General features: G+C 51.5%; 3 protein-coding genes. 1 reads left to right on the top strand and 2 read right to left on the bottom strand.

Going from position 1 to position 13,731, the window contains the following annotated elements:
- Positions 1–15: 15 nt before the first annotated feature.
- Together QET40_RS11525 and QET40_RS11520 are read right to left on the bottom strand one after the other, a co-directional pair.
- Positions 16–2,784 (bottom strand): autotransporter outer membrane beta-barrel domain-containing protein, encoded by a 2,769-nt coding sequence (locus QET40_RS11525; protein ID WP_280127320.1) that lies wholly within the window; start codon positions 2,782–2,784, stop codon positions 16–18.
- A gap of 682 nt (positions 2,785–3,466) precedes the next feature.
- The gene (locus QET40_RS11520; RefSeq protein ID WP_280127319.1) at positions 3,467–4,927 is read right to left on the bottom strand and encodes a Gfo/Idh/MocA family oxidoreductase; all 1,461 of its coding nucleotides are present in this window, start codon (positions 4,925–4,927) and stop codon (positions 3,467–3,469) included.
- 293 nt (positions 4,928–5,220) lie between these two features.
- On the opposite strand from QET40_RS11520, the gene QET40_RS11515 reads away from it, so the two are divergent.
- Positions 5,221–13,569: an autotransporter domain-containing protein gene (locus QET40_RS11515; protein ID WP_280127318.1), complete on the top strand. Its 8,349-nt coding sequence runs from the start codon at positions 5,221–5,223 to the stop codon at positions 13,567–13,569.
- Positions 13,570–13,731: the final 162 nt, after the last annotated feature.

The following is a 13,731-nucleotide window of genomic DNA, read 5'->3' as shown; positions in this document are numbered from 1 at the left end:
TCGCTGCCTGTCTTCTCAAAAGCCAAGGCTGACTCCGGCGTTGATCTGGTGGTATACGCCCGATCCCCTGACTTCCAGAAGATATCCGGCAAATACACGCCACTTGTCGTTTAGATCAAGCATGGTGTTGAAATCCGCACGGAAAGCATGGCGGGACGGGTCCGCACTGCCGACCTTCCACGGTCGGAAGCCTTCCATTGTCGCGAGTGAATCCGGATTGGAGCGGGAGACATCGAAGGCGTAGGATAGCTTCAGAGTATTCATCCAAGGCTTTTCCCAAAGCGAACCGAGTCTGTCTATCTGTATCCCGACAGGTACGGTCAACCTCTGCAAACGGGATTTTTCGTAGATGGCATCGGGAGTATTGTTTCCTCTCGTCCGGAAGGCGTCGCGTTTGCCTTCCGCATATTCCAGTCCGGCAAAGGGAGCCCATGTCCATGTTTCATTCATCTTCAAACGGTAGGAGGCCTCCATCTGCAACAGCCAGCCGTTGTTGTCCCATTTACCCGTACTGGACGAACCGTCCGAGTGGTAGGTGCTCAGGTGGTTTTCCGACTGGCCGAATGTCAGGGCTCCTTTGAGAAGCCAGGCTCGATCCTCGGTGGCTTTCAATATGTTACCCCAATAGACGGTTCCCATGATCGTGTCCTGGTCGATTTGCGAGGCATAGTCCCGGCTTTGCAGTGTTCCCCAGATTTGCCCTATGGCGACACCCAGAAATCCGGCGTTGCCGCACAAGCGTCCATCCATGCCGGCGGCATATCCGCCGCCCGCGTAATCAAATCCGTCAATTCCTCCACGGGATTTCTGATTGGCAAAGTCTCCGATACCCTGAACCCACAAGTTGCGGCAGGGACCGGCGACCATGCGGTAGGGATTCATCTGCTCCAAGGCTCCGTTCCCCATGGCGTTCAGGTTCGTATCAAGCCCCCAGAGAGAATTTTCGACAAGTTCTCCTTTACGTTCGGAGGTGATTTCAGGCAACCCCGGACATATGGAAGATTCTGGAGATGTGGGGACTTCGGGGCATTCGGGATAATGCGGCAAATCGCAAGGCGGACATGTTCCTTCATCATCACCTTCCCAGTGAATGACGAGATCCCCATCGACAACGCGCAATGCCCAGCCTTCTCCATAGTGGTCGACCTGCAGTTCAAAATGCCGGAGGTCATCATCCGTGAGGTTCTCGTTCACGTAGTCCAGCAGCGTATAGTCGTACTTTTTATTGTAATCGCCCAGGCAGTCGACTGCGAACGTAATGGTTTCCGGATTGCCGGCACTCCAGCCGGAAGTTCCAATGATCAGGGATTGGAGAGGATGTTCGCGCATGGTGGCGAATTGGACGCTTCCCCGGGTGAGGAGCAGGTTCTCAATGGAGAAGGTTCCGGTCAATAGACGGGAGAGATCCAGTTTCCCCCCCTGGAGGGAAAAGTTGTTACGGTGACGCAGGTGGGTCCGGTCTCGTATGGGATCGAATCGATCGCGGTCGCTGTAGAATACGTCGCCGTCTTCGACGCTCATGGTCCCGTTGTATAATGTGATATTGACGGATTGGACAATCGCGGTTTTCGCGAAATAAATAGCTCCGGCATATTTTTCTCCATTTTCTCCATCCTTGTTGATCCAGACAACGTTGTCGCGGGAGGATACGGATTCGTAGTATGTGCCATCTTCTGATTTCCTAATGTTGAGGCCGCGAATGCCCCCACCAAAGTAGATGGTACGTCCTTCCTTGGCTTCCAGGTAATTGTGGTTCAAATATCCATGTAGATTAGACGGTATTTCTTCAAAGTTGAAGATGGAGTTCAGATAAATATCGTTGGGACCTTCGATATAATCCGCTCCATTGTGTTCATCGCCAAAATGACTGTGCATCGTATTATTGGAGAAAAACACATCCTTCTGATCAGCTCGTATGGTCAGGATGTGTCGGTTGATGATGGCTCCCCCTAGATCGGAACGGTTGCTGTAGAAGTCCGAGTCAATGATTTGGACTGTTCCGGCCATATTGGCTATGGCCCCTCCTCCCACCGAAGTCTCGTTTGAATTGGGATATTCCATATCCTCTACGGCGTCATTGCCCCAGAACAGGCTGTTTTTGATGTAAAGTGTTCCAACATCAGATGTACTTCCGTTGGCAATGGCGCCCCCAAATCCTCCGTGATTGCGGTTGTTGATAAACTGGACATTGTCCAGATGGGCGAGAGCACCCTGTACCAAGAGGTTGCCTCCGGAGGATGCTCCATTGTACAGGCCGGCTCCAAAGCCTCTTCCTCCTTTAAAAATCATGGTATTGTTTTTAATGACGCTGTCGGTGAGGGTGAGTTCCGGCATGGAAGAGCTAAAAGAGTCGGAATTATAAATTGCCAGCCCGTATCCTGTTCCGACACTGTCGGAAATAGTGACGCGATCCAAGGTTGCTTTCCCGTGGTTGGTGACAATTCCCTTGCCAATGGTATCGTAATACTTCCCTTGGAGAGTTCCATTCATGAGTGTTAACGTAGAAGACTCTTTGATTTGGATACCCCATTGGAGTTTGTCGGAAACCGAGCTTCCTGTTTTTCCGAAAGTAATCTGATGGCCCTCAAGATCGATTAGAAGATCTCCGTTGTTGAGTGAAACTGAAGATGTTGTCTTGAGGTTGGCCGTCAGGATATAACTGTTGGATCCGCTATTATTGTTGACGGCATTAGCCCAGGATTCAAGAGAATCAATGACCTCTTGCGCATCGGAGATGTATGCAAAAGGAGCACAGGCAAGGAGAGGTAGATATTTAATGTTCATTGGGACATATTTGTTGTTTATGGGTAATGGAGAATTAGCGGATTTCAAAACCGCTAAAATTTCTATAATTAGCTTATTGTTAGTGATATTACAATGCGCGGACTCTATGGATGTACCGCTTTAGGATTCGTGACTGGAGCCGAATCGCAACTGATAATAAAAAAGATATTAACGAGAAAAAAAATACTTGTGCACGGTTTTGAAATCCGTAGCAAATAGATAGCAATTTCTATTTTTGACTATTTGATGAATCTTGTCGTAATAGTGCTAACATACTGATGAACAGACTCTAGAGATAGTGTGTTTCTCTCTGTCTTTGTCGATCGAGAGAACGATAATCGTTCAGAGACGTACGGTTCCGTCTTTTTCTCGTTGCCTGAATTCAGGAGCCATATGGCTCAACGTCAAAATGGATGGGAACTGTAATTTGGAGGATGCAACTCGAACATTCAACGAGTGCGTGGTACAATATTGGCAGAGTTCCGGTATCCATAGGCTCTGCGCCAAATCAACTTCATTTTGACGGAGGGTCGGATTTTTTACAAACGGAAGATCAATATAAGTTTCCCTTCCGGAGTACTCTCGTTTCTGGAAGAGAATATGAAAAAGGGTTGCCCCGCATGAGACGGGACAACCCTTGGATGAATTTCTTTCAGGAGAAGGGAAACCTTCCCGGGTGAGATTATTGAACGATGCCGAGGGGGGCGGTCGTCTTCCAGTCGCCGCGGGTGAAATCCGGGAAAACCTGCGGCATGCCGCCTTGGGCAACGGAGGTTTCGGAAAGCGGGGTTACGGCAGACCAGAAGGCGCCTTCGTAGACGTTTTGATCCATGGGTTCACCCTTGCGGAGGCATTCGATCATGCGGTAGAGCATGATGAAGTCCATGCCGCCGTGTCCGCCCATTTTTTTGGCGAGGTCGCCGAGGCGCTTCCAGAGGGGGTGATCGTATTTTTCGTAAATCGGAGCAAGGGCTTCGTTGCCTTCGATCCATGCATGGTAGTTGCCGTTCCCCAGTTTTTCACCGGCTACGCGGGTCGGGAATCCGGCAAGCGTACCCAGGACGCCCTGGATGAGGTTCATGCGGGAGTAGGGGCGCGGACTGGTTTCATCCCATTCTACGAGGATAGTGCGTCCCATCGTGGTCTTGATGATGGATGTGTTCATATCGCCGCCCTTGAAGTCAAGCTTGTTCCACTTGTGATCGGCGGGGAAGTTCTTCTTGGCGAACAGGGCGCGTCCGATGGAGGGGCTTGAGAAGGAGACGAGGCGGCCGAAGTTATCATCCGTACGCGCGAGGTTCATGTACTGGGCAACGGGGCCGAGACCGTGTGTCGGGTACAGGTTGCCATTGTGTTCGGCGTAGTGGTAGGTTCTCCATGAACCGGTGCCGGCATTGCCTTTACCGGGGGTGTCCTGATACATTTGTCCGCGGAGTTCATGGATGTAGGCGGCTTCGCCGTGCAGAAGGTCGCCGATGACGCCTTGGCGAACCATGTTGAGGAACATGAGCTCTTCACGCCCATAGTTGACGTTTTCCATCTGCATGCAGTGAACCTGGCAGGCTTCGCAGGTGTTGACGATGTCCCAGAGTTCGTCCATCTTGATGGCGATGGGGACTTCCGTGAATGCGTGGATGTGGTTCTTCATCGCGTCGCAGGTGATGCGGGCGTGCCATTCCCAGCTGGGGCAGATGATGACGGCATCCGGCTTGACTTCCTTGAACATGCGGAGGTAGTCCTGGTCGCCTTTGCAGAAGATGGGGGGGCGTTTGCCGGTCTTCTTTTCAACGGTGGCTGCGTTGTGTTCGCAACGGGCTTCGTAAAGGTCGCAAATGCCGACGACTTCGGCTCCTTCGATCGAGCACATTTGGCTGACGTGCATTGAACCGCGTTCGCCAACGCCGACGAAGGCTACCTTGACGACGTCAAGCTTGGGAGCGCGGAAGCCTCCCATATATTTGGAACCGGCGGGACGGGGTGTCCAATCGGTGGAGGGCCCGATCATGTCGGGATTGGGGACAACGATTTGGCCGGCGGCGGATTCCTGGGCTCTTGCAGGAGTGATGAGGCCTCCTGCGGCAATGGCTCCTGATGCCAGACCGAGAGTCTGGAGGAATCGACGGCGAGATGAAGATGTATCCATAGTTGGCTATTAGAATATGTGTGAGTGGGTCTCATAACATAAAACGATCGGGAATGGAAGGATCTTTCGTGAAATTGGGCAAAATGACTTATTCTTTTCAAAAAAATGGAAGGGAACTCTCTCTTGGACCTCTTGATTGTCTACCGGCTTTTTCCATTCATTGTGACCGCTTGATTCAGAAAAAAAGCGATTGTGCGGATTTTTGTTGTCTCCATTCGGGGAATTGCTAAGATACTGGGCACTGAATTCATTTTCCCCCTCTTTCACAACCTACTGATCAGATCTCTTCCAATATGAAACTCAGACTACCTCTCATGCTGGCAGCTGCCGTTATGGCCTGCTTCTCTCAAATGGAGTCCTTTGCCGCCAATAAATTCCTGGATGGCGTTACTACGACCATTAATGCCTCGAACTTTGACGCCATGAAGGCGGATCTGGGAGAGTTATGCGCAGGAAAAAATGTATCTGCCAATATGACGGAGGGCATTACCACCAATCTGACGCTGGACTTTGCCGGCAAGACGTGGGACAAGGAAATCAAGGGAGGTAACTATCTTGCCGGCAATTATACGTCCAAGGTCACATCGTCAAATTTGACTTTTAAAGCGGGTACGTTCACCGCTGCTATTTTTGGGACCGGCAATTATACGGTGAGCAGCGGTTCCTACGAAGTGGGGAGTTCGAACATTACCATTGAGGGAGGAACGTTCTCATCCCGTGTTTCTCTCGGAGGCTGGAGTTCGGCATCGACGGGCAAGCCGATAGAAATCGGAACCGCCAACTTGATTGTGAGGGGAGGTTCGTTTACCGGGAACAACCAGGGCCTATATGGTCTTGGCCGTTCGGGTGGTTCTTCCAAGGAGCATGTCAAGAACGTTAATTTTACGATCGGTGCAGCACCGGTATTTTCCGCTACGGGATTCATTATTTCCGGAGGAGGGTATGAGGCTGCATTTATCGGCACGGCCGATCATAAGAAGCTGACGCTTGACGGAACGAACAATGAGGACCAGTTTAAGACAGTTCTTTTCAAGGAGTGGGACGAAATCAGCGTGATCAATGGCGGTAACGCCTCGATATACTCTTTTGACAACAGTGGTAACAGCAACGGTACTACTGTCATCAAATCCGGTGCCGGTACCCTGACCCTCGTGAATGCCATGACGTCTTTGACGAACGGTTTCACCTTGCAGGAAGGGACTCTGGTTGCCAATGTGGCCGGTGCACTCGGTACGAACGGCAAGTTGACTGTCTCCGGACGCGGTACTATCCAAGGGGTATCGGATGCTTTCAAGAATATTACATTGCAAACCGGGGCCTATTTGACTGTCGGGATTGATGCAAATCTTCTCGCTCCGGCTTCTTTGACGACGACGGGAACGGCGTCCATCCAGGGTAACGTTGCGTTTGCCTCCGCTTCCAATATCAGGCTGGCCGATCTTTTGACTATCACCGGATCGGTGGCATTTGACGGCCCGGCGACTGTGAACCTCGTTGATTTCAAAGGTGGTAGTCTGGTTGCCGACCGAGAATACGAATTGATACGTGCCGGATCGTTGCCTGGTTTCAATCCCAGCAATCTGGGGCTGATCAATTACAACCTGAGCGGGTATGTTCCTACTGTGTGGAGTACGACAGGGAGCATTTCCTTCAAATTGACTTTGTTGAAGACTTCCCTTCAGTGGGGAGGGACCGGTTCTATTTGGAGTACTTCTTCCGGTGCCGATTGGACGATTCCCGGTGGTGGGGCTGCCATTTATGTGGATGGTTCCGGTGTAACGTTCGGCGATTTGGCTCCGGGAGGCATTTCCGATGTGCGAATTACGTCGAATGTGGCGCCTGCTCAAGTAACTGTCGATGCTGAAACGACGAACTACACGTTTAGCGGCAACGGAGCCATTATCGGATCGACAAGTCTTGAAAAGAGCGGCTCCGGAACATTGACGATCAATACGGCCAATAAATATACGGGAGGAACGGTGATTTCCGGCGGTACAGTGATCAGCAACAATCTTTCCGGGCTGGGTACGGGCAGTATTTCCGTCTCCGGGACGGGTGCTGTGAAGATCGGTGGAGACGGAACGTTGGCCAACAACATCACTCTTAAAGACGCCGGATCGAAGCTGTATCTCATCGGAGGTGGCGATATCCAGCTTTCCAGTACAGTGACGGGGGATGGTTCCATGACGGTCGCCATGGATTCCCAGAACAAGGTTGTCACGGTAGACGGCTCCAAAACCTATGCGGGAGGGACAACGATTGAGAAAGGTACCCTTTCCATTTCGGCATTGGATGCTCTCGGGACGGGTGATATTACCATCAATGGCGGCAAGCTTCTCGTCAATGCCAACGGAACCTTCGAGTATACGATCCTCGGTGGAGAGAACGATGGAGGTGTCCTTGAATTCGGCAAGGGCGCTGCCAGTGCGGCTACAAATTACAATAAAGGACTGACGGGAAATCTTGCTCTTATTTATAGTGGTACAAGCGATTTGAATATCAAGACGGCAGCATTGATCACAGGTAATAATTATACCTATACTGGCGGTACATGGATCAATTCCGGGCGCCTGATGTGGGGATCTGGTTCTCAAGCTACGACTGGTGCTCCTACTTACAGGCTTGGTACGGGAGCGATTTCTATCGCGAACAGTGCTACTTTGTATATTCACTTTGGCGGAACGAAAGGTTCGTATACGGATCGTGTTCTGGTTCCCAATGCTATCAATCTGGCTAATGGAGCAACGCTTCATGTCCAGGATGGCATGGTTGATTTTACAGATACACTCCATGTTGATGGCTCTGCAAAAATGACTATGAACTGGTCCAAACAGCAGGTGTGGCTGCGGAAGCTTTCTGGGGATTCCCTGGCAAACTTGAGTCTCTATGGATCAACCTCGGAATCTGCCAACCCGGATTTCTATATAGCAGATAGTGGTACGAGCGGTTATGCCGGTACGATTACCGTGAATGGTCCTACGGGAGGAACGGCTGCTGATACTCATCGTACGGAACTTGTGTTGCAAACGGACCAAGCTCTTAATTCTGCAACGATCAATCTGCAAGGTTCCGCCAATGGACCGGCTTTGTTGGTTTTGGCTACGGAGAATGCAACGATCGGTGGGCTTGACAGCAATACGACAGCAAAAATTCTTCGTAATGGGACGCAGGCGACTACGACTCTGCTTGCCTTTAATGTTCCGTCTCTTGCGGATAAATCAGCAACATTGACGATCAATGCCAAATACGGCAGTAAATTCAACGGTACGATCGGAAGTAAAATTTCCCTTGTCAAGGATGGTTCCGGCGTGCTGACCATCGGTAGTTCCAATACAACGTTCGATGGAAATCTGACACTTAAGAACGGTTCTGTGTTTTTGGGCATGTTCGATTCTCTCGGTGCCATGGGGACATTGAACCTGACGGTTGCTGGAGGTAACCAAATGCAGTCTACTTTCGGTATGTCAACAACCGGCAGTAGTTACACGGTGAAAACGTTGAATTTGCAGTCTGGTCATTTAAATATTTCCGGAATCGGTACGGCTGGTTCTCTGGAAGTTGCTGCAGACGGGCTGACTTTTGCGGGCGGAACCGGTATTGTTATGGACATCGGTTCAATTCAGGATCAGCTGAATTTGAATCAGAGTGTCGATTTTGGCGGTCAAGGTTTTGTGCTCGGCCTTTCCTGTTTCAACACTCAAACAGGAACGAACTATACGGTCATGAGAACGACTGGCTCGTTTTCTAATATCAACGATATCAAGCTCGATTTTCAAAGCCGAGGAGCTAGCGGTACTTTGGTATTGTCCGGAGAGAATAATGCAATCCAGGTACATATGCAGACAACGGGTTCGTCGTCGGAATTGACTTGGGTTGGTACGTCCGGGAATAACCAGTGGATCACGAAAGGGGGAGTAGATAACAATACACCATGGACCGGAGGGGCTGGTAACGATAACCAGTTTTACCAGAATGACAGCGTGATTTTTGGCTCCACTGGCGAAAGAAACGTTGAAATTGTTGGCAATGTCGTTCCGAACGCCATCCGAGTGACTGGCGACGGTTATGTTTTTGGTGGTACAGGATCAATCATTGGCAAGGGAACCCTTTACAAGGAAGGTTCCGGTGATTTGACGATCAAGACGGACAACTCCTACACTGGCGGTACGGTTATTAGCGGCGGTCGTATTATTCTAGATGCCCGTGACGCTCTTGGTTCAGGGCCTATTACGTTTGACGGCGGCTCTCTCGTTTACGGAGACGGTGTTGGTACGGACTTGTCCGACAGACTGTATCAGGGGACAGGGTTCGTGAATGTCGATATTAACGGTAATAACGTTACCTGGGCGAATTCGTACGAATCCAGTTTCAACAAGACGTACAATATTTCGGATTCTGCAGGGAAGGACAGCAAGGGGTCTCTGACGATTTCTAATATCAGCAGCGTGGCCAACATTATTTCCAACGGCGAAGGAACTAATGTCGTCTTGCAGACTTCCGGAGAACTTGATTCCATTGGAGGTAACGGCGACTTTACGACGAATTTGACAGGCAAGTTGACCATCGGTTCAATCCAGGGGGATGCGAAGACGGGTATTCCTGCATTTACGGGGAATTTGACAGTCGGTCCCGTTGTAGGCGGCGGTACGACATTCTGTTTGACTCTGGACTCTGCCAATACGGCCACGACCCGTTTCGGTTTGAACATTCAGGCAACCAACCCCGGGAACGGCTTGGATCTTTCCAATGCCATGAATGGGAAGACTCTTTACTTGAACAAACTCGAAGGTACCGGCGTTATTTCTTTCAGGGAAAATAATGATTCGAAAGTACAGACGACGGTCGACTTGTTGCTGACGGAAGATACGACATGGTCCGGGCGCGTCTATATCGGTGAAGCCAACGATAACACCCACATCATTAATCTGACTCTGACCAGTGGAGTGCCAGCCGGTGAAAAGGTGCCCGTCTTTACGATTGCTGGGAATAACGTTTCCTTCTGGAACAACGGAGAATTGGCGTCCGGAGCCGGAAATTTGACAATTTCCGACGGGGGCTACATCAAGTTCATTGACGGTGGCGTCTGGGGAGGCAACATCAGTATTTCCGATTCCTCAACGGTCGAGTTCGCGTGGGATGAGAATCGTACATATGTCGGTACTCTTTCCGGTAGAGGCACAGTGTTGTATACCGGAGCCGGAACGTTGACGATTAACAATTCGTCGGTGTTTACCGGAACGTGGAATCTCGAATCCGGAACAATTGTCGCCGGCATTGACAATGTGTTCTCCGGAGGAGCCACTGTGGTGATTAACGGAGGCAATCTGAGTTTGAACGACAAGACCGCCAATTGCGTGGTCAATTGGGATCATGGCGATTTCACCGGCTACAAGAATTTCAAAGGTAGTTTGACGATTGACCAGCTTCCCGATGCTAATGGAAACTATGTTCATAACGCGGTCATGTATAAGTTGCCCGGATTCGACGGGTCGAAGTTGACGTCGGTTAACGTAGGGGTTAACTCCGCTATCGATGAAGCTTCCGTCATTTCCGGTATTGAAGGCAATGTGACCTTGAATTACAACGGCAAGGGTACGACGCGTTTCGGCGTATCGTCCAAGATGGTAGGCAATACCGTCGCTCCTCCCGCTTCGAATGCGGCATTGCATGTTTCCTCCGGTTCTACCGTGACGATCAATGGCGACTTGACTCTTGACCTGACGATGGAAGCCGAGAATGTTCTGCTTAATGCCTATCTGGCCAGCCCGCGCAACGATTACTATATTCGTCTTGTCTCCGGCGGCCTGGTGTACTCCGGCAATACGGTCTTTAATGCGAACTTCGGCTTGTTCAACGATATTTACCGTGGAACCAAGACGATGTCCGATGGATCTCTGCAGCTGATTTTTGCAGAAGAGACGACCCGCCTCGTGCTTCATGAAGGCAATCAGTACCGTTACGATATTACTTCCTATGGCCAGATTGATGCCTTTACGGGTGTGACGCTGATGGGAGATTCCGTTCTTTCCATCAATATTACGCAAGCTCCGCCCAATGCGGATGGCTTGATTATCCGCGATCTTGAAGCGGGTAGCGCAAATGCCCTGGTGAAGACGGGCGATTCCGATGCGAATGCCAATAGCTTGATTTCTTTCGAGAAAAAGGCTGATCAGAAGTCCGTATTTGCGGGTTCCATCCTTGGCAAGGCTCAACTTGCCAAAATCGGCGACGGGTTGTTCCATGTCGGTGGGGACGTCTCCGGTTCCGCGCTGACCGTGAAGGAAGGATCCATGTTGATAGGCGGTTCCCTGAATGTTTCCGGTACGACCGGCTTGCAGGAGGGTACGGAATTGACTGTTCAGACCCGCATGGATTCCAATATCACAACCATCAATAACGATGCCAAGCTGAATCTCAATGGCTCTGAAAACAATGTAGGCAACCTGACGATGGCAGGCAAGGCTTCCATGAATCTCGGTCTTGCCGCCAATGCGAATGTCGGCATGCTGACGATGACTGAGGAGTCTGTTATTACGGTGAACCAGGGTAATCTGGCCGTGAGCGGATCCGTTGATCTGCTCGGTTCCATCCAAGGCACGGGTACGTTGACGGTTAACGATGGCGTGCTTACCAATCCTGAAAATATCGAAGCCGGGCAGTTCCTGGTGAATCTCAAGAACGGCACTTCCTCCATGATTGTGAAGACGGCTACGATGCCGGACTTCCGGGGATTGAGCGGTCTCGGTTCTGTCGAACTTCAAGGCTCCACCTTGTTGATCAGCGGTGACGGCGGCGATTACTCGGGCAATATCGTGGGTTCCGGCGTGATTCGCAAGACGGGTGTCGGAACGCAGAAGATTACCGGGAACGGTAATGAAATGGTTGCCATTGAAATGGGCGATGCCAAGGACAAGACGAATACGCTTATCCTGAGCAATGCGCATTCGACGATGAATTATCGTGCCCTCTCTGTTGGCGATGCAGCGAACAATGTAGCCAATACGTTGATTGTCGAAGGTTCTCTCCAGACTCCCGAAACAACGGTTGCCAAGAATGGCGTGCTTTCCATCGGCAATGAAAAATACGAAAACAACCCCTATCCGAGCTTGATCAAGGGCCAGCTGACCACGGACAAGTTGACGATGGAACGTGGCGGTACGGTTTCTCTGGCGATGGACAAGGCTCAGATCGATACTCTGGCTCAGACCTCGTCGACGATCCTGAACGTGAAGGAAATGCATCTTCCGGCCAACGGTTTGACGGAACTCAACCTGAACACGCTGGGCAGCCAGTTCGACTGGAAGGGATCGGAATATACGATTAATCTGATGACGGCCGAAAGCGGATTGACCGAAGGTTCTCTCTCCCAGATTGACGTGACGATGTCCGGTCTGCTGGGGAACAAGAATTTGGAATACTTCATTTCCGGCGTGACGCTCAAGGATGGCAAGACCGTTCAGGTGAAGGTTGTTTCCAGCGGCAGGAACGGGATTCTCCACTATGCCAATTCGAACAACTCCACCCAGGCCGCACAGGCTCTGTGGGCGGCTCGTTACGCCTTGAACGGCGGCACGACGCTTAGCAACATCATCGACGCCGTGATCGCCGCCGAAACGAAGTACGGCATGACAGCCGACCAGGCTACCGCGACACTGTCCGCCGTTGCCGGGAGTTCCGTGACGGCTCTGGTGGGATCTCAGCACGATGACCTCCTGCAGCAGGTCAAGTGGGTTCGCAACCGCGTTGCTCAAATGGGGCTTAATCCGGACGTGAACTATGATTCCGCTCCCTACGTCAATGCCTGGGTTCAGGCCAACGGCGGTTACGGGAAGCTCTCCTCCAGCGGAGACAAGGCCGGTTACACGATGGACACCTGGGGTGCAACTCTCGGTTGCGATGTTGACATCAACTCCCACCTCACGGTTGGCGGCGCGTTGACGGCAAATCGTTCCAATCTGTCCACTTCCGGCTATGACAATGGATCCGGAGACAATGATGGTACGTATTTCAACCTCTTCCTTCGCGGGCAGAAGAAGGCCTGGGGCCATACCCTGATCTTCACTACCGGCTGGAATGATGCGACGATGAACCGCACGATGAACGTGCCGGGACTGGATCCGATCCATACGCAGGGTTCTACCTCCGGCAGCAGCTTCGGCCTCTTCTATGAAGCCACGTACGACATCAAGATGAACGAGGAAAAGGGTACGATCCTTCAGCCTCTGGCCAGCCTCGGCCTGTATTCGACCAAGATGGACGGCTACACCGAAACGGGTGCCGGCGATGCGTCCCTGAAGGTTGACGGCCAGGATGCAACCTACGGACGTGCCGCTCTCGGCGCCCGCCTGATGGGGCTTATCGGCGACAACATCTTCGGCCGCGATGCCCTGGGTGAAGTCCGTGTCCAGGTTGTTCAGGACTTTGGCGACGAAACCAATAAGGCTACGGTATCCGCCCTTGGCATGCCGGCTGTTCCGATGAATATCGAAGGTTCCAAGGTGGGCCGCACCGGTCTTCAATTTGGCGCAGGCCTGGCGATTCCGGTTGGTCAGCAGAGTTCCGTTTACGGTGACGTTGACTGCGATATCCGCAGCCGCCAGAGCGGGTTCTCGGGTAACATCGGTTTCCGCTACACGTTCTAATCCGGGTAGATTGCCGTGAGAACATTTCCGGGCCGGTTCGCTCTTTTGCGGACCGGCCCGATTTTTATGGGCAATACCGGCCGTCCCGGTGCGAAGAAGCCGGATTATAAATTGTCGGGATGAAATACATTCTCATTGATTGATCGAGGCAATGCGGCACAT

Source organism: Akkermansia sp. N21169, assembly GCF_029854675.1.
Classification (GTDB): Bacteria; Verrucomicrobiota; Verrucomicrobiia; order Verrucomicrobiales; family Akkermansiaceae; genus Akkermansia.
The sequence above is the reverse complement of the archived record's forward strand: the minus strand, read 5'-3'. Positions and strand labels throughout refer to the sequence as shown.

Excerpts from the sequence above, each read along its gene's own strand:
- QET40_RS11525 (WP_280127320.1), bottom strand. The coding sequence starts at position 2,784 with ATGAACATTAAATATCTACCTCTCCTTGCCTGTGCTCCTTTTGCATAC.
- QET40_RS11520 (WP_280127319.1), bottom strand. The coding sequence starts at position 4,927 with ATGGATACATCTTCATCTCGCCGTCGATTCCTCCAGACTCTCGGTCTG.
- QET40_RS11515 (WP_280127318.1), top strand. The coding sequence starts at position 5,221 with ATGAAACTCAGACTACCTCTCATGCTGGCAGCTGCCGTTATGGCCTGC.